The sequence below is a fragment of the Micromonospora sp. LOL_014 genome (assembly GCF_048060245.1).
Lineage (GTDB): Bacteria > Actinomycetota > Actinomycetes > Mycobacteriales > Micromonosporaceae > Micromonospora_E.
Window position 1 is genome coordinate 69,303 of record NZ_JBHMIP010000028.1, and the last position, 16,397, is coordinate 85,699.

16 protein-coding genes are annotated in these 16,397 nt (G+C 71.3%); 15 read left to right on the forward strand and 1 reads right to left on the reverse strand.

The window, feature by feature from the left end:
* Positions 1-231: 231 nt before the first annotated feature.
* The 8 genes from ACFHW1_RS22940 (at position 232) to ACFHW1_RS22975 (ending at position 10,293) form a co-directional block, all read left to right on the forward strand.
* On the forward strand, positions 232-1,191 hold the full coding sequence (locus ACFHW1_RS22940; protein ID WP_416556373.1) for an ABC transporter substrate-binding protein: 960 nt from the start codon (positions 232-234) through the stop codon (positions 1,189-1,191).
* The gene (locus tag ACFHW1_RS22945; protein WP_416556372.1) at positions 1,188-2,054 is read left to right on the forward strand and encodes an ABC transporter ATP-binding protein; all 867 of its coding nucleotides are present in this window, start codon (positions 1,188-1,190) and stop codon (positions 2,052-2,054) included. Before ACFHW1_RS22940 ends, ACFHW1_RS22945 begins: the two co-directional genes overlap by 4 nt.
* Complete coding sequence (locus ACFHW1_RS22950) at positions 2,054-2,878, forward strand: ABC transporter permease (RefSeq protein WP_416556371.1); 825 nt, start codon at positions 2,054-2,056, stop codon at positions 2,876-2,878. Before ACFHW1_RS22945 ends, ACFHW1_RS22950 begins: the two co-directional genes overlap by 1 nt.
* Positions 2,879-2,959: 81 nt before the next feature.
* Positions 2,960-4,978, forward strand: coding sequence for a hydantoinase/oxoprolinase family protein (locus ACFHW1_RS22955; RefSeq protein ID WP_416616046.1), 2,019 nt, complete (start codon positions 2,960-2,962; stop codon positions 4,976-4,978).
* The gene (locus ACFHW1_RS22960; protein WP_416616048.1) at positions 4,978-6,543 is read left to right on the forward strand and encodes a class I adenylate-forming enzyme family protein; all 1,566 of its coding nucleotides are present in this window, start codon (positions 4,978-4,980) and stop codon (positions 6,541-6,543) included. Before ACFHW1_RS22955 ends, ACFHW1_RS22960 begins: the two co-directional genes overlap by 1 nt.
* Positions 6,540-7,898, forward strand: a complete 1,359-nt coding sequence (gene purB / locus ACFHW1_RS22965) for an adenylosuccinate lyase (protein WP_416556368.1) — start codon at positions 6,540-6,542, stop codon at positions 7,896-7,898. The genes ACFHW1_RS22960 and purB overlap by 4 nt, the downstream gene beginning before the upstream one ends.
* A complete protein-coding gene (locus tag ACFHW1_RS22970) occupies positions 7,895-8,656 on the forward strand; it encodes an enoyl-CoA hydratase/isomerase family protein (protein ID WP_416556367.1) in 762 nt (253 codons plus the stop codon). The genes purB and ACFHW1_RS22970 overlap by 4 nt, the downstream gene beginning before the upstream one ends.
* On the forward strand, positions 8,653-10,293 hold the full coding sequence (locus ACFHW1_RS22975) for a thiamine pyrophosphate-binding protein (protein ID WP_416616050.1): 1,641 nt from the start codon (positions 8,653-8,655) through the stop codon (positions 10,291-10,293). The genes ACFHW1_RS22970 and ACFHW1_RS22975 overlap by 4 nt, the downstream gene beginning before the upstream one ends.
* A 12-nt stretch (positions 10,294-10,305) precedes the next feature.
* Here ACFHW1_RS22975 and ACFHW1_RS22980 read toward each other — a convergent pair whose 3' ends face one another.
* Positions 10,306-11,112 carry an IclR family transcriptional regulator gene (locus ACFHW1_RS22980; RefSeq protein ID WP_416556365.1) on the reverse strand — a complete coding sequence of 269 codons (807 nt, stop codon included), beginning with the start codon at positions 11,110-11,112 and terminating at the stop codon, positions 10,306-10,308.
* Positions 11,113-11,235: 123 nt separating this feature from the next.
* Here ACFHW1_RS22980 and ACFHW1_RS22985 point away from each other — a divergent pair, with 123 nt between their 5' ends.
* The 7 genes from ACFHW1_RS22985 to ACFHW1_RS23015 form a co-directional block, all read left to right on the forward strand.
* Positions 11,236-13,266, forward strand: a complete 2,031-nt coding sequence (locus ACFHW1_RS22985) for a hydantoinase B/oxoprolinase family protein (RefSeq protein ID WP_416616052.1) — start codon at positions 11,236-11,238, stop codon at positions 13,264-13,266.
* A complete protein-coding gene (locus ACFHW1_RS22990) occupies positions 13,263-14,252 on the forward strand; it encodes a tRNA U-34 5-methylaminomethyl-2-thiouridine biosynthesis protein (RefSeq protein WP_416556363.1) in 990 nt (329 codons plus the stop codon). Before ACFHW1_RS22985 ends, ACFHW1_RS22990 begins: the two co-directional genes overlap by 4 nt.
* A complete protein-coding gene (locus tag ACFHW1_RS22995; RefSeq protein WP_416568816.1) occupies positions 14,245-15,081 on the forward strand; it encodes a 2-amino-5-chlorophenol 1,6-dioxygenase subunit alpha in 837 nt (278 codons plus the stop codon). Before ACFHW1_RS22990 ends, ACFHW1_RS22995 begins: the two co-directional genes overlap by 8 nt.
* 75 nt (positions 15,082-15,156) lie before the next feature.
* Complete coding sequence (locus tag ACFHW1_RS23000; protein ID WP_416556361.1) at positions 15,157-15,450, forward strand: BMC domain-containing protein; 294 nt, start codon at positions 15,157-15,159, stop codon at positions 15,448-15,450.
* A 39-nt stretch (positions 15,451-15,489) separates the two neighbouring features.
* The gene (locus ACFHW1_RS23005) at positions 15,490-15,816 is read left to right on the forward strand and encodes a BMC domain-containing protein (RefSeq protein ID WP_416556360.1); all 327 of its coding nucleotides are present in this window, start codon (positions 15,490-15,492) and stop codon (positions 15,814-15,816) included.
* Entirely contained in the window at positions 15,816-16,076 is a 261-nt protein-coding gene (locus ACFHW1_RS23010) for a EutN/CcmL family microcompartment protein (RefSeq protein ID WP_416568815.1), read from the forward strand. The genes ACFHW1_RS23005 and ACFHW1_RS23010 overlap by 1 nt, the downstream gene beginning before the upstream one ends.
* 40 nt (positions 16,077-16,116) lie before the next feature.
* Positions 16,117-16,397, forward strand: a 281-nt coding sequence (locus tag ACFHW1_RS23015) for an aldehyde dehydrogenase family protein (RefSeq protein WP_416616054.1), incomplete at its 3' end; no start/stop codon positions are given.

A 16,397-nucleotide genomic window follows, 5' to 3' on the forward strand; every position in this document is an offset into this window, starting at 1 on the left:
GAGTCTCCACCAGCTAGGTACTCTCGGTAGTGGCCCGTCGAGTTTCTGCGGCGTTCGATGGCCTGAACTGGGCATCTGTTTCCCGTTCTGACTACTCGAGGTGACCTTCGTTCGTTGAAGGGCTCCGTTCGCCGGCCTGGTCGCACCCTTGACGCCTCTCGTGGTGCCCAGTAGCGTCTCAGAATAAGAACCTAGAACCACAATATGAGTCGCAATGAACTGGGGTTAGCCATGAGATTGCGTACCTTGCGGGTGGTCGGCGCCGCGTTGCTGGTCACCGCCGTCGCCGCGGCCTGTGCCGAGAATCAGGACCCGGGTAGTGAACCCGGCACACCGGCCGAGACGACGACCATCGACTTCGGGGTCGGCGTCGATCCCGCGTACTCGCCGATCTACCTGGCCGATCAGCAAAACCTGTTCGCCGAGGCCGGGATCGACGTCACCGTCACGCAGTACCAGGAAGGCACCGGTGGCCTCGACGCGATCCTCGCCCGCGAGGGTCAGGTCACCGCGAGTACCGAGTCGAGCCTGCTGAACCGAGCCACCCGGGGCGACGTCAAGGGCGTTGCGGTCTTCTCCCAGTCGCCCGACTTCATCAAGCTCGTGGTCCGCGACGAGATCGGCGAGGTCGCAGACGTCTCGCGGTACGGCGTGGTGACCGGAACGGTCAACGAGTACGCCACCAACAAGATCCTCGACAGCTACGACATCAGCCGCGACGCCGTAGAGTTCGTCACCTCCTCGCCAGCGGAGATGCCGGCGCTGCTGCAGCGCGGCGACATCGACGGCTACATCATGTGGGAGCCGTGGCCCTCGCGCGGTGTCGAGGGCGGCGGCAAGATCCTGCTCACCAGCGGTGACGTCGGCTACGTCTACAACCTGATCATCGGGGTGGACGGAGCCTGGTACGAGGCCAACCAAGAGGCCGCCGCCACCCTGGTGGACACGATCGGCGAGGCATGTGAGCAGATCACCGCCGATCCGCAGGTCGCCGGCACCGCTACCGAGAATGCCATCGAGGTACCTGCGGCCGAGGCCGTCGAACTGCTCGACGGCGTGCAGTGCCAGGTCCGCGACTTCACCGACGAGGACCTGCAGCGCTACGCCGAGATCGCCCAGTTCCAGCAGGACAGCGGGATCGTGTCCGACCCGGCCGACCCGGCCGAGGTGATGATCCGGGGCGTGGCGTGACCGGGCGGACGGCCGCCACCTCCGCCGGACGGGGACCGGAATCCGGTTCCCGTCCGGCGGGCTCCCCGGTGCAGGTCCGCGACGTCGACATCCGCTTCGACGACTTCGAGGCGGTCGCCGGGGCGACGCTCGACATCGCCGGTGGTGAGTTCGTCTGTCTGCTCGGTCCCAGCGGCTGTGGCAAGTCGACCCTGCTGAACGCGATCGCCGGGTTCGTCCGGCCGGCCGCCGGGCAGGTGCTGTGCGCGGGCGCGCCGGTTACCGGCCCGGACGTCAGCCGGGGCGTGGTGTTCCAGAGCGCCGAGGCCCTGTTCCCGTGGCTGACCGTACGCCAGAACGTGGCGTTCGGCCCCCGGATGCGGGGTGTGCCGCGTGCGCAGCGGGCCGGGATCGTCGACCGCTACCTGACCATGGTCGGCCTCAGCCACAGCGGCGACCGGTTCCCCAGCCAACTATCCGGCGGCATGCGCCAGCGGGCCCAGCTCGCCCGGGTGCTGGCCAACGAACCGTCGGTGGTGCTGATGGACGAGCCGTTCGGCGCGCTGGACGCCCAGACCCGGCTGGTCATGCAGGCCGAACTCGACCGCATCTGGCGCCAGTCCCGGCCCACCATCCTGTTCGTCACCCACGACATCGGCGAGGCGATCCTGCTCGCCGACCGGATCGTCACCATGACCGCAGGCCCGGCGGCCCGGATCAAGCAGGTGTACCCGGTGGACCTGCCCCGGCCCCGGGAGCTGACCGATCCGGCCGCCGCCGGGCTGTTCCGCGTGCTGCGCGAGGACATCGGCACCGAGGTCGCCCAGACCCTGCGCGCCCAGGGTCTGGACGACGGGCACGGCCTGAACGGAGGGGGCGGCTGATGGCCGTCGATGTGCAACGTCCACCGGCCGCTCGCGCGGCGGGGCCCCGCCCACGCCGCTTCGCCGGCCGGCGTCGACACACCCGCGTCGTGCTGTCGGTGCTGTCGGTGCTGCTCGGCCTGCTCATCTGGGATCTGGTCAGCCGAAACTACACCGCGTTCTTCCTACCCTCACCCCGGTTGACCGGGCAGGGGGCGGTGGAGCTGGCGACCAACGGGACGCTGTGGGACTCCGTCTGGGCGTCCAGCCAACGCATCCTCAGCGGCTGGGGGCTGGGCGTACTGATCGGGGTGCCGGTCGGGTTGCTGATGGGCCGCAGCCGGCTGCTGCGGCTGATGCTCGACCCGTACATCCAGTTCTTCCGGTTCGTGCCGCCGATCGCCTTCGTCACCCTGGCGATCATCTGGCTCGGCCCGGGTGAGGCCTCGAAGATCGCATTGATCTTCTACACCACGGTCTTCATCGTGGCGCTGAACACCCTCGCCGGGGTGCTCGCCGTCGACGAGCTGAAGCTGCGGGCGGCTCGGGCGCTGGGCGCCGGGCCGGTTCGCACCCTGGCCTCGGTGATCCTGCCCGCCACGGTGCCGTACGCCGTCACCGGCGCCCGGCTGGCGATGGGCAACTCGTTCCTCACCATCGTCTCCGCGGAGATCGTCGCGGCGCAGAGCGGCCTCGGCTCGCTGATCTGGACCGCCCGCAACTACGCCAAGACCGAGTGGGTGTTCGTCGGCATCATCGCCCTCGGCCTGCTCGGCTACCTGTTCGACTGGGTGCTGCGCACGGTCACCCGCGCCAGCCTGCGCCGCTACGGCGTCACCTTCTGACCGGTTCGGGTTCCGGGGCGCGGGTCGACGCAGTCGGCACCCGCCCCGGTGACGTGACCCATCTGACCGAAAGGTTCCCTCATGCTGTGCATCGGCGTCGACATCGGCGGAACTTTCACCGATGTCATCGTGTACGAACCGGCCACCGGCCGGCTCGCCGAGGCCAAGACGCTGTCCACCCCGGCGGACCCGGCGGCGGCGATCCTCGACGGCCTGACCAAGCTCGACGTCCACCTGTCGGACGTCGAGCGGTTCGTACACGGCACCACCAGGGTCACCAACGCCCTGCTGGAAGGTGCCGGCGAACCGGTCGCGGTAGTCACCACCGAGGGTTTCCGGGACGTGTTGGAGATGGGCCTGGGCCACCGCCCCCGCCTGTACAGCGTCAAGGAGGCCGCCCGCCCGGCGCTCACCCCACGCCGGATGCGGCACACCGTTCAGGAACGGGTGACTGCCGCCGGCGACATCGCTGTCCCGCTGGACATGACCGGTCTCGACGAGGTGACCGACCGGCTGGCCGCCACCGGGGCCACCGCCGTCGCGATCTGCTTCCTGCACTCCTACCGCAACGCCGGGCACGAGCGGGCCGCCGCCGACCGGATCAGCCGTCGCCACCCGCAGTTGGCCTGCAGCATCTCCGCCGAAGTGGTCCCGGAACACGGCGAGTACGAGCGGTTCGCCACCACCGTGCTCAACGCCAGCGTCCGAGGGCCGGTCAGTGCGTACCTGTCGGGCCTCGGCTCGACCCTGGCCGGCAGCGGCTACCGCCAACCGCTAGCGATCATGACCAGCAGCGGCGGCGTGGTCTCCACCGACCAGGCCGGCCGGCTGCCGATCAACCTCGCGTTGTCCGGCCCCGCTGGCGGCGTGGCGGCCAGCGCGTACGTCGCCGGCCTGGCCGGCTTCGACAACGTCATCACCTGCGACATCGGCGGCACGAGCACGGACGTCTGCCTGATCAAGGACGGCGTGCCGCTGATGACCAACCACGGCACCATCGCCGGGCATCCGAACCGGACCTTCCAGATCGAGATCAACACGATCGGTGCTGGTGGCGGCTCGATCGCCTGGCGCGACCGGGGCGGCGAGCTGCGGGTCGGCCCGCGCAGCGCCGGCTCCGATCCCGGTCCGGCCTGCTACGGCCGGGGCGGCGTGGAACCGACGACCACCGACGCCCACCTGGTGGTCGGCCATCTCGACCCGCACGGGCGGCTGGGCGGCGAGGTCACCCCGCAGCTCGACGCGGCGCGTGCCGCTCTCGGGCGGCTGGCCGCCGAACTCGGTGACGGCCTGACCGAGACCGAACTCGCGTACGGCATCCTTCGCCTGGCCACGGTCAAGATGACCAGCGCGATCAAGGAGATCTCGGTGGCCCGCGGCCACGACCCGCGGGAATTCGTGCTGATGCCGTTCGGCGGCGCCGGACCGATGCACGCCACCGCACTCGCCGACGAGCTGGGAATCCCACGGGTCCTGGTTCCCCCGGTGCCGGGAAACTTCTCGGCGCTCGGCTTCGTCGCCGCCCGGGCCCGTCACGACTACGTCCGTACCGCGCTGGTCCCCGCCGACTCCGCCGGCCTGGCGACGGCCCGCGGGCTGGTCGAGGAGCTGAAAGCGGCCGCCCGCGACCAGCTCAAGGCCGAGGACGCGGTGGAGGCCGACCAGGTCACCTTCCGGCTGTCGCTGGGGATGCGTTTCCGTGGCCAGAGCTTCGACCTGGCCGTGCCGCTGGACGAGCTGCCCGACGAACCCGCCGATCTGATCCGCGCCTTCCACGCCGCCTACCAGGAGCGGTACGCCTACCTGCGTTCGGAGCACCCGGCCGAGATCGTGAACTGCCGGCTCACCGCGTTCGGGCCACAGCCCGCCGTGACCTTCGCCGCGCCACCTGACGGCCCGGCGCCCGAGCCCGGCACCCTGCCGGTGTGGGGGCCGGAGGGCTGGACCGATGCCGCCGTCTGGCAGCGTGGCGAGCTGACCGCCGGCGTACGGGTCAGCGGCCCGGCGGTCGTCCGGGAGAGCGGAAGCACCACAGTGGTCGGCGCCGGATGGTGGGGGCGGGTGGATCCGCACGGGAACCTGCTGCTGGAGCGCTCCTGATGGCTCCCGTCGATCTGCCGGCGTACGACGCCGTGCTGCTGGGGCAGGCCCGGCGACAGCCGGACCGGCCGCTGTTCGCCGTCGCCGGCCGGCCCGCCGTCACCGCCGGCGAGTACGCGGCGCTCGCCGCCCGGACCGCCAGCGTGCTCGCCGCCGCCGGTGTCGGCCGCGGCGACCGGATCGCCGTGTGGGCCGAGAACAGCATCGCCTGGCTGGTGCTGCTCGCCGCCGCGGCCTGGCGCGGAGCCGCCCTGGTCACCGTGCACCCCGCCGCGACGGAGCCGGAGCTGGCCGCCGCGTTGCGTCGGACCCGGCCGGTCCGGCTGTTCGCCGCGCGAGAGATCCGGGACCGCGACGTGACGTCGTCCGCCCGGCGTGCGGCGACCGGGCCGGTCACCTTCCTGCCGGCGGACCAGGCCGGTGACGCACTCGCCGGCCTGCCCGGTTGGGCCGGGCCGCCACCGGAGCCGGCCCACGACCCCGATGCCCCGCTGAACGTCCAGTTCACCTCGGGATCGACGGGCACCCCGAAAATGGTCGTCCTGACCGGGCGGAACCTGGTCCGCAACGCGACCTGGACGGCGCAGGCCGCCGGGATCGGCCCGGCCGACCGGATCTGCTGTCCGTTGCCGTTCGCCCACGCCGCCGGCCTCAGCAGCGGCGTGGTGCTGGCGGCGGTCACCGGGGCGCAGCTGTTCCCGGTGCCGCGGTTCCGTCCCGACGACGTGCTCGACGTCGTGCACCGGCACCAGTGCACAGTCGTTCAACTGGTGCCGACGATGGCGACCATGCTCGCCGACCGGCTCGACGAGCAGCCCCGGCGGTGGGACCTGACCGCGCTGCGCCTGGGCTTCCTCGGTGGTGCCAGCTGCCCACCCGCACTGCGCGCGCGGGTACGCGACACGCTGCGGCTGCGGCGGTTGGCGGTCGTCTACGGGCAGACCGAGGCCGGTCCGACCATCAGCGTCGACCCCGACGACGGCAGCTGCCCACCGGACGGCTCCACCGTCGGGCGGGTACTCCCCGGGTTGCGGGCCCGGATCGTCGCGGTGGACGCGGGCGGGTCGACCCGGCCGCTCCCTGCCGGAGCAGAAGGTGAGCTGCAGGTCCGCGGCGAGTCGGTGAGCCCCGGCTATCTCGACGATCCGGCGGCGAACCGGGCGGCGTACGACCCGCAGGGGTGGTTGCGCACCGGTGACCTGGGCCGGCTCGCCGCCGACGGCACCCTGACCCTGACCGGCCGGGTGAAGGACCTGATCATCCGGGGCGGGGAGAACGTCAGCCCGGCCGAGGTCGAGGCGTTCCTGCTCACCTGCGAGGGCGTCGCGCAGGCGTGCGTCGTCGGGGTCGCGTCCCCGCGCTGGGGCGAGGAGGTGGTCGCGGTTGTGGTCGCCACCCCGGGGGCGACCCTGCGCTGCACCGAACTGGCTGCGGCCGCCGCAGGCAGCCTGTCCCGGCACAAGGTGCCGACCGACTGGCGCGTCGTGACGGAACTGCCACTGCTGCCGTCGGGCAAGGTGGACCGGCGGGCGGTCACGGCCATGATCGACGGGGTGGCACGGTGAACCCGCTCAGCTCCTGCTTCCTCGACTCGTTGACGGTGACCAGCTTCTTCGGCAACGCCGAGATGCGTGGGGTGTTCAACGACCGGCAGCTGATGCAGGCGTGGCTCGATGTGGAAGCGGCACTTGCCGGGGCCCAGGGCGACGCGGGCGTCATTCCGGCCGCAGCGGCGGCGCAGATTACCGCTGCCGCCCGGGTCGAGTCGCTGGACCTGGCTGCGGTGGCCGCCGACGCCGCCGACACCGTGCATCCGCTGGTGCCGCTGGTACGGGCCCTGACCAGGGCGGCCGGCGACGGCGGCCGCTACGTCCATCTCGGCGCCACCACCCAGGACGTCATGGACACCGGGTTCGTGCTGCGCGCCCGAGCCGGACTGGACATCGTCAGCCGGCAGATCGACGAGCTGATCCGCGTACTGCGCCGGCTCGCCCTGCGGCACCGGGACACGGCGATGGCGGCCCGAACCCACGGTCAGCAGGCCCTACCGACCACGTTCGGGCTGCGCTGCGCGGTCTGGCAGAGCGAGCTGCAGCGCCACCGGGAGCGGTTGGCCCAGCTCCGGCCCCGGTTGCTGGTGGTCAGCATGGGCGGGGCGGCCGGCACCATGGCCGGTTACGGGCCACGGGCCTTCGACATCGAACGCGCCGTCGCCGACCGGCTCGGGTTGGGCGTCGCCTCGACCCCCTGGCACGCCACCCCGGACCGGGTGGTGGAGTGTCTCACCCTGCTCGGCCTGGTCGCCTCCACCGCCGAGAAGCTGGCTCGCGAGGTGTACTTCCTCGGCCGTACCGAGATCGGCGAGGCACACGAGCCGCAGCGCGATACCCAGGTGGGCAGCAGCACGATGCCGCACAAGCGCAATCCGATCCGCTGCGAGGCGGTCATCGCCGCGGCCGGCACGGTCCGTGCGCAGGTGCCGCTGGCGATGCAGACGATGGTGTCCCAGGACGACCGGGACATGGGCGTCGGAATGGCGCTGTGGAAGCTGGTGCCGGAGTGCTTCATCCTCGTCGGGGGCGCACTGCAGCGCCTCAACGAGGTCTTCGCCGGGCTCCGCGTTGACGTCGCCCGGATGCGCGTCAACTTGTCCACCACCGGCGGCCTGGTGCTGTCGGAGTCCGTGATGCTGCGCCTGGCCGGCCCACTGGGCCGGGAACAGGCGCACCACCTGGTGATGCGAATCGTGCGGGACAGCCTCGACCATGATCGGCCGTTCGCCGAGCTGCTGCGCGCCGATCCGCAGGTCAGGGCGGCTCTGCCGGAGGCGGAGCTGACCCGGCTGCTCGATCCGCTCAGCTACGTCGGACACGCCGCGGCCCTGGTCGACCGCGCCCTACTGCAATCGGAGGCGACGTGACATCGGTACACCTGCAGCGTGCGGGGCGGCTAGCGGTGGTGACCCTGGACCGCACCGCTCGGCGCAACAGCTTCGATCTGGACATGCTCGGGCAGTTCGAACAGGTGCTGCACGACCTCGGCCGCGACGACACCGTCGAGGTGGTGCTGCTGACCGGTGCCGGCACCGCCTTCTGCGCCGGCACCGACCTGGCTGAGCTGGCCACCCTCGACGCCGCCACCACGATGAGCGTGCAGCGGCGCACCGCCGAGCTGGTCGAGCGCTGGTACCGCCTGGAGCAGACCACGGTGACCGCGTTCAACGGGCCGGCGATCGGCTCCGGGGCGATCCTCGGGCTGGCCAGCGACCTGCGCCTCGCCGCCGACACCTGCTTCTTCACGTTCCCCGAGGTGGGCTTTGGTATCCCCTTGACCTGGGGCGGCATGGCGATCCTCGCCGACCTGGTCGGTGCCGACCGGGCCAAACGCTGGCTGCTGCTCGGCGAGCGGATCGACGCGGCCCGGCTGCACCAGCTGGAGTTGGTGACCGAGGTGGTGCCGCCCGACCGGGTAACCGACGCCGGCACCGAACTGGCCCACCGGCTGCTGGCGGTGCCGGCGCTGGGTCGGTCGATGACCAAACGGACTGCCCGGCTGGCCGGCCCGCGCTTCGACGCAGTGGCCACCGACTCCTATCTGGGTGCGCTGAGCGTCGCGCTGCGTCCCGCCGGCCCGTACCGCCGTCCGGAGGCGGACCGGCACCCGGAGGCGGACCGGTGAAGGTCTACCAGGCGATCGCGGACGTGTTGGTCGAGCACGGGATGGACACCGTGTTCGGCCTGCTCGGCGACGCGAACATGTTCCTGGTGGCCGACCTGGTCGCCCGGCACGGGGTCCGGTTCGTGGCGGCCCGCAACGAGAACGCCGCGGTGATGATGGCCGACGGATGGGCGCGGGTCACCGGCCGGTGCGCGGTGGCCACGGTCACCCAGGGTCCGGGCCTGGCCGCCGCCGGCCCGGCGTTGACCATCGCCCGGCACGCGGGGACACCGCTGCTGCTGCTCGCCGGGGACACCCCGGCGAGTGACCCGCTGCATGTGCAGAACTTTCCGCAGCAGCCGTTCGCCCTGGCCACCGCCGGTGCCTTCGTGTCGATGACCGGCGCGTCGACGGTCTCGCGCGACGTCGCCGCCGCGGTGCGCGAGGCCGTGGGGCGACCGGGGCCGGTGGTCCTCGACATCCCGTTGGATCTGCAGGACGAGCCGGCCGGGGACCGGCCGGCCGTACCGCTCGGGGCCGCTGTCGCGCCGGCCGGACCGCTGCCACTGGCACCCGACCCGACGGCGGTCGCCGCGTTGGCGCACCGCCTGCGTCGGGCCCGCCGCCCGGTGATCCTCGCCGGCCGGGGCGCGGTGCACGCCGGACCGGAGCTGACCGCGTTGGCCGACCACGCCGGAGCCGTGCTGGTCACCAGCCTGATGGCCGCAGGCCTGTTCGCGGGCCATCCGTACGCCCTCGGCGTCGCCGGCGGGCTGGCCCGTCCGCTGACCCGGGACGTGCTGTGCGAGGCGGATCTCGTCGTGACATTCGGTGCCGGCCTGAACCGGTGGACCGCCGACCACGGACAGTTGTTCGGCGCCGCGCAGGTGTACAGCGTCGACCGGGATCCGGCGGCGATCGGTGCCCGCTGGCCGGTGCACGGTGGGCTGGTTGGCGACGCGGCGCTGGTGGCCCGGGCACTGACCGGGGCGCTGGAGTCGGCGCGGCCCGGGCTGGAGCCGCCCGGCTGGCGTACGCCGCAGCTGGCCCGGGCGATTCGCGACGCCGACCCGTTCGCCGAGCTCGGCCCGGAGCCCGCAGACGCCCGGCACGTCGACCCCCGCCGGCTGATGGCGATCTGCGCCCGTCGGCTGCCGCTGCCCCGTACGACGGTCGTCGGGGTCGGCCACTTCGGCGGCTGGCCCAACCTCTACCTGGACTCGCCAGCGGTGGACCGGTCGCTGGTCGCGCCGTGGGAGTTCGGCAGTATCGGCGTCGGTGTGGCGTACGCGATCGGCGCCGCGCTCGGCCGACCGGACCGCCCGGTGGTGGCGTTCGAGGGCGACGGCAGTCTGCTGACCGCGTTGGGTGAGCTGGACACTCTGGCCCGGGTCGGCGCCCCGGTGCTGGTGATCGTGCTGGACGACGGCGCGTACGGGGCGGAGGTGCGCAAGCTGCGACCCGCCGGCGCTGACCCGGCCATCGCCCGCTTTCCGTACCGGGACCTGGCCGCGGTGGCCGGCGCGCTCGGCGTCAGCGCGTACCAGGCGCATGACGAGGCAACCGTTTCGGCGGCGTTCGACGCGCTGCTGCCGCTGACCGGGCCAGTGCTGCTGCACGTCAAGGTTGATCCGGATGTCGTGCAGCAGCACTTCTGAGCCGGTCGCCGGTCAACTGCCCCAGATCTGCCCGACGCCGTGGCCGAGCTGGCGGGACAGCTCGTCGGCGGTGCGGACCGCGGCGGCGGCGAGCGCGGTGACCCGTTGCGGGCTGTCCAGCCGGAAGATCGGGCCGGAGACGCTGATCGACGCGGTCACCGCGCCGAGCCGGTCCCGCACCGGCGCGCCGACGACTCGCAGGCCGTCTTCGCTCTCCTCGTCGTTGAGCGCCCAGCCGTGTTCCCGCACCCCGGCGAGATCGGCCAGGAAGACGTCGATGTCGGTGATCGTACGCCGGGTCAGCCGGGTCCAGGCCGCATCGGCCAGCAGCTCACGGACCTGGTCGTCGTCCATGTCGATTAACAGCGCCTTGCCGGCGGCGCTGCACCACAACGGGATGCGTCGGCCCAGCCGGGAGACCAGCTGCAGGCTGTGCGACCCGGTTACCAGGTCGATCGAGATCGCGTCCAGGCCGTCGCGGATGGCCAGGTTCACCGACTCGCCCTGCTCCTCGGCCAGCTGGTGCAGCAGCGGTCGGGCGATGGCGTGCATGTCGAGCCCGGCCAGGAAGCGGGCGCCGAGGTCGAACACGGTGACTCCCAGCCGGTACGCGCCGGTCTCCTCGTTGCGCTGCAGGAAGCCGGCGTCGGCGAGCGCCCGGAACAACCGGCTGGCGGTCGACTTGTGCAGCCCGAGCTCCCGGCTGACGTCACTGACCTTGCGTTCGGGGGTGTCGCGCCGGAACGCGAGCAGCACGGCCAGCGCGCGGTCGAGCGCCTGGGTGCCGGACTCGCGGCCCGGGTCGGTGACAGACGACATCTTGCCTTCCCATCCCTGAAGTTGGTAGGTTCATAATATAACACAAGGCTCATATGATGGTCCATCGCCTGGTGATGGTCCGTCCGGTAGGTGCCCGTCCCTGTCAGCATTGCGAGGCCCCGCATGTCCCTGAACCCGATCGATCTCGAGATCGTCACCGAAGGGTTGATCTCGATCGTGCGGGAGATGCGCCAGACGATCTTCCGCACGGCGCACTCCCCGGTGATCGCCGACGCGCAGGACTTCTCGTGCGCGTTGTTCAACGCGGACGGCGAGATGGTCGCCCAGGGCCGCGACATGCCCGGCCATGTCATCGCGATGCCGGCATCGGTGAAGGAGATTTTCGCCGACTACCGCGACGAGTTCCGGCCCGGTGACATCTACCTGGTCAACGACCCGTACCGGGGCGGCAGCCACCTCAACGACGTCACCCTGATCAGCCCGGTGTTCGTCGGGGGAGAGCTGTTCCTGTTCCCCTGCGTCCGCATGCACTGGGCCGACATCGGCGGCATGACACCCGGCAGCGTCTCCGGGAAGGCCACCGAGATCCTGCAGGAAGGGCTGCGGGTCCCGCCGATCCGACTGGTCGACGCGGGCCAGCCCAACATCGCCGCGATGCGGATCCTGTTCGCCAACGTCCGGATGGCCGACGAACGTCAGGGAGACCTGGAGTCCAGCATCGCCGCCTGCCACACCGCACAGCGGCGGCTACGCGAACTCGTCGACCGGTACGGTCGCGACCTGATTCTCGGCTGCGTCGAGGCCAACATGGACCGCACCGAGCGGCGACTACGCGACCAGATCCGCGACCTGCCGGACGGCACCTACCACTACGAGGACTACCTCGACCTGTACACCGACGGCGAGTACGACGCCGCACTGGTGCGCTGCGCGTTGACCGTCACCGGTGACCAACTCGTCGCCGACTTCCGCGGCTCCTCTCCACAGGTCGCCGCCGTCGTCAACTCGTCGCTCGCGATGACCACCGCCGGGGTCTTCATCGCCGTCAAGTCCGCCTTGGATCCTGGCGGGCTGGTCAACCACGGCGCCTTCCGGCCACTGACCGTGCGCACCGACCCGGGAACCGTCGTACACGTCACCTACCCGGCACCGGCCAACGCACACAGCGAGGTCCGCAAGCGGGTCATCTCCGCGGTGATGGCCGCCCTCAGCCAGGTCGCACCGGACCTGATCGCCGCCGACCAGTTCGGTACGACCTTCCAGAACCTGATCGGCGGCGTCGACGAACACACCGGCCAGCCGTACCTCTACTACGACTACCCGGCCGGCGGCAACGGAGGCTTCCTCGGCTCCGACGGCCCGAGCGCGATGAACCCCGTTGACCTCGGCGACATCTCCACGATCCAGTCGGTCGAACGGCTGGAAACCGAGATCCCGATCCTCGTCGAAGCCTGTGAGCTGCGTACCGGATCCGGCGGCGCCGGCCGGCACCGCGGTGGCCTCGGTGTCCGACGGGCCACCCGGCTGCTGGCCACAAGCGGCGCCTACTCGGTGCAGACCGACCGCACCACCGTCGCGCCGTACGGACTGTCCACCGGCGCGCCCGGCGCCCCCACCGCCACCTATCTGCGCCGCGCCGGCCGGCGGATCGACTTCGACACCCCCGGCAAGGTAGCCGGACACCGGATGCGCGAAGGCGACGTACTGGTGATGGAATCAGCCGGCGGCGGCGGCTGGGGCGACCCGCTCACCCGCGACCCCGGCCTGGTGGCCGCCGACGTCGCAGCCGGCTATCTCACCACCGACCAGGCCCTCGACCGCTACGGCGTGGTGTGCGACGACACCGGTCTCCTCGACGAAGTGGCCACCGGTGCCGCCCGCGACCAGGCCCGCGCCGCTCGTCGCTGGTACCAGGTCACCACCACCGCCGAGCCGGCCTACACCGGTCAGCGGGGCCGCCGTCGCCTCGTCTACACCAACCCCGCCGACGGTCTGCCCGCCGACATGCTGATCGAACTGCACGGCACCCACCCCGCACCGCTGCGTGCCTGGGTAAGCCACGACCCCGGCGTCGCTCGGCACCAGGCCGCGCTCGATGACGACGGGCTGCGGATTCTCGGCACCCAGCCCGGTGACCGCTGCATGCTGCGGATCCTGCGCGACGCCCCGGCCTTGACAGGAGAACCGCGATGAGCAAGGTGTTCCGACTACCCGTACCGACCCGGGGCACCACGACCCGTAACCGGCGGCCGGACTCCGCTGACGCTGTCCGCCCCGCTCCGGCAGGCCGCCGACCCGGTATCGTCGCCGGCTACCTCAGCCCGCACCCGCCGCACCTGATCTACGGCGAGAACCCGCCGCAGAACGAACCCCGGTCACAAGGCGGCTGGGAAGTGCTGCGCTGGGCGTACCACCGACTCCGCCGCCGGATCCGCGACGTGCACCGGCCCGACGTGCTGATCGTGCACGCCCCGCACTGGATCACCATGGTCGGCCACCACGTGAACTGCGTGCCCAACCCGCGCGGCGTCTCCGTCGAGCCGATCTTCCCGCATCTGTTCCGCTACCACTACGACTTCCACACCGACGTACCCCTCGCCGAGGCCATCGCCGACGAAGCCGCCGACCTCGGCCTGGTCACCAGCAAGCTGCGCGATCCCGGGGTACGGGTCGACTACGCCACCATCGGCGCACTGCACATGGTCAACCCTGACTGGGACATCCCGGTGGTGTCGCTGTCGGCAAACAACAACCCGTACTTCTACTCCGAGGCGTCCCTCGGCCAGATGGAGGTGCTCGGCGAGGCGACCCGCCGGGCGATCGAGAACACCGGCCGACGCGCCGTGCTGCTCGCCTCCAACTCCCTGTCCCACCTGCACTGGCACGAGGAACCCCAGCTGCCCGAGGACATGGAACGCGAGCACCCGTACAACAACCACCAGTACCGCTGGGACATGAAGCTGCTGGAAACGATCCGCCAGGGTCCGACCAGCCGGCTGCGCGAACTCATCCCCGAACACATCGAAGCCACCGCGTCCGAGACGAAGGCCGGCAGCCTTACCTGGCTGCTGTCCGCGCTCGGCTGGCCGGACATCGCCGGTGACGTGCTCGGCTACGGCACGATCATCGGAACCGGCAACGCGGTGGTCGAGTGGACACCGGAGAACGTCGATGACTGACCGTGGAATCCAGGCCGGCGTACTGCTGCCCGGCATGCCGCACCTGCTCGCCGACAAGCCCGCCACCAGCTGGGCGGCGCTGGCCGACTCCGCCCGTACGGTCGGCGACCGGCTGCGCGCCCTCGAACCGGACGTCGTCCTGCTGCTGTCCACCCAGTGGTTCACCGTGCTCGGCCACCAGTTCCAGTGTGACCCGAACCCGCGTGGGGCGCACACCGACGAGAACTGGTACGCCTACGACTACGGCCACCTCAGCTACGACCTGCGCTTCGACGTCGAGTTCACCGAACGCTGGGCGGCCCGGGTGGACGCCGACGGCATGCAGGCCCGACGCACCCGTTACCAGGGCTTCCCGATCGACACCGGGACCATCGTGACCTCCACGCTGCTCGACCCGCAGTGCACCCTGCGCTGGGCGCAGGTGTCGTGCAACCTGTACGCCGACGCCGACACCCTGGCCCGGGTCGGCCGAGCCGGTGCCGAAGCCGCCCGTGACGCCGGTGTCCGAGCGGCGGTGGTGGTGGTCAGCGGACTGTCCTCCGGCCTCATCCAGCAGTGGATCGAGCCGGACCAGGACCGCATCGCCGAGCCGGCACACGACCGGTGGAACGAACGGATCTTGCAAATGCTGACCGCCGGCGACACCGACAAAGTCCTCGCGGTCCGCGAAGACTACGCCCGCCAGGCCCAGGCCGACAGCCAGTTCCGGGCATTCGCCTTCCTCGCCGGCACCGGAGTCGCCGCTGCCCCGGGGCAACTGCACAGCTACGGACCACTGTGGGGCACCGGCGCTGCCGTCCTGTCCTGGAATCTGCCGGCACCCGAATGAACGGCGCCGGCCCGCACCGCATGACCGACAGCCCGACCAGCGGGCATCCGAAACACCAACGACAGGAGGAACCCGATGCGTAACGCCGCTGCGGGATTCGTCGAAGCCGAAGGATTTATTCCGATCTTTGACGCGGTGGACGCCATGGTCAAGGCGACCGAGGTCGAAGTAACCGGAGTCGTACGCCTCGGCGGCGGAATCGTCGCGGTGGCGGTCCGCGGCGACCTCGCCACCGTGGAAGAAGCCGTCGACATCGGCGAGGAGACCGCCCGAGCCAAGACTGGCCGCCCGGTCCGGTCCATCGTCTTCGCCAGCCCCTGCGACGCAGTCACCGCGCTGGCCATCGCCCCCGGACTCGTCGGCAACTGAGCCGGCCCTGCCGGCGACACAGCCAGAAGGAGAAGTGTCATGTCCTCAGAGAAGGCGATCGGAATCGTGGAGACCCGGGGCATCGTCGCCCTCTCCGCAGGGGTCGAAGCCATGATCAAGACTGCGGACGTACGGTGCATCGCCGTCGAACGGGTCACCAGCGGCTATCTCGCTGCCGCTGTGCAGGGGACCCTGGCAGCCGTACGGCAGGCAGTGTCAGCCGGGGAAGCTGCCATCCGCCAACACGGTGATTTGCGCAGCTCGCAGATCTACCCCAAGCCGCATCCGGCCACCTCGGCGCTGCTGGAGGAGGGCGAGTCGACCCGGATCCGGGCCGTTATGGCGTCGCTGCAGGGTGACAGCTGATGATCCTCGCAGAAGTGCTCGGCAAGGTCTGGCCCGACCGGATTGTCGCGACCCTTCAGGGACGCCGCCTGGTGCTGATTCGCGAGCACCCGGGCGGGCCGCAGCGGGTCGCCGTCGACCTGATGAACGCCGGCACCGGCAGCACCGTACTGGTCGCCACGGATGAGGCAGCCGCCGCCGCGACCGGCGAAGCGACAGTCGACGCTGCCGTCGTGGCCCTGGTCGCTGACCAGGGCAGCGGCATCGCCACCACGGACTGATCCCGACACATCCCCGCGCACCGGCAACGGAAGGTAGAACATGGCAGCCATCGCACCGATGCCAGCCCTGTGGCATCCCGATCTGTTCGTCGGCCGGCCGGCCGCCGACGGTCCCGGCCTGTTGCGTAGTTTCGTCGGCGGCCGGTTCGTCGACGCGGGGAAGCGGTTTGCGAAGGTGTCGCCGGTGTCCGGGGAGACGGTGTTCGAGGTGGCGGAGGCCGATTCTGCGACGGTCGACGCGGCGGTGGCGGCGGCGCGGTCGGCGTTGCGCGGACCCTGGGGCGGCATGGCCGAGCGGGACCGGGCGGTGGTGTTGCGGGC

Coding starts and splice junctions, on each gene's coding strand:
- ACFHW1_RS22940 (WP_416556373.1), top strand. CDS start 232: ATGAGATTGCGTACCTTGCGGGTGGTCGGCGCCGCGTTGCTGGTCACC.
- ACFHW1_RS22950 (WP_416556371.1), top strand. CDS start 2,054: ATGGCCGTCGATGTGCAACGTCCACCGGCCGCTCGCGCGGCGGGGCCC.
- ACFHW1_RS22955 (WP_416616046.1), top strand. CDS start 2,960: ATGCTGTGCATCGGCGTCGACATCGGCGGAACTTTCACCGATGTCATC.
- ACFHW1_RS22960 (WP_416616048.1), top strand. CDS start 4,978: ATGGCTCCCGTCGATCTGCCGGCGTACGACGCCGTGCTGCTGGGGCAG.
- ACFHW1_RS22980 (WP_416556365.1), bottom strand. CDS start 11,112: ATGTCGTCTGTCACCGACCCGGGCCGCGAGTCCGGCACCCAGGCGCTC.
- ACFHW1_RS22985 (WP_416616052.1), top strand. CDS start 11,236: ATGTCCCTGAACCCGATCGATCTCGAGATCGTCACCGAAGGGTTGATC.
- ACFHW1_RS22990 (WP_416556363.1), top strand. CDS start 13,263: ATGAGCAAGGTGTTCCGACTACCCGTACCGACCCGGGGCACCACGACC.
- ACFHW1_RS22995 (WP_416568816.1), top strand. CDS start 14,245: ATGACTGACCGTGGAATCCAGGCCGGCGTACTGCTGCCCGGCATGCCG.
- ACFHW1_RS23000 (WP_416556361.1), top strand. CDS start 15,157: ATGCGTAACGCCGCTGCGGGATTCGTCGAAGCCGAAGGATTTATTCCG.
- ACFHW1_RS23005 (WP_416556360.1), top strand. CDS start 15,490: ATGTCCTCAGAGAAGGCGATCGGAATCGTGGAGACCCGGGGCATCGTC.
- ACFHW1_RS23010 (WP_416568815.1), top strand. CDS start 15,816: ATGATCCTCGCAGAAGTGCTCGGCAAGGTCTGGCCCGACCGGATTGTC.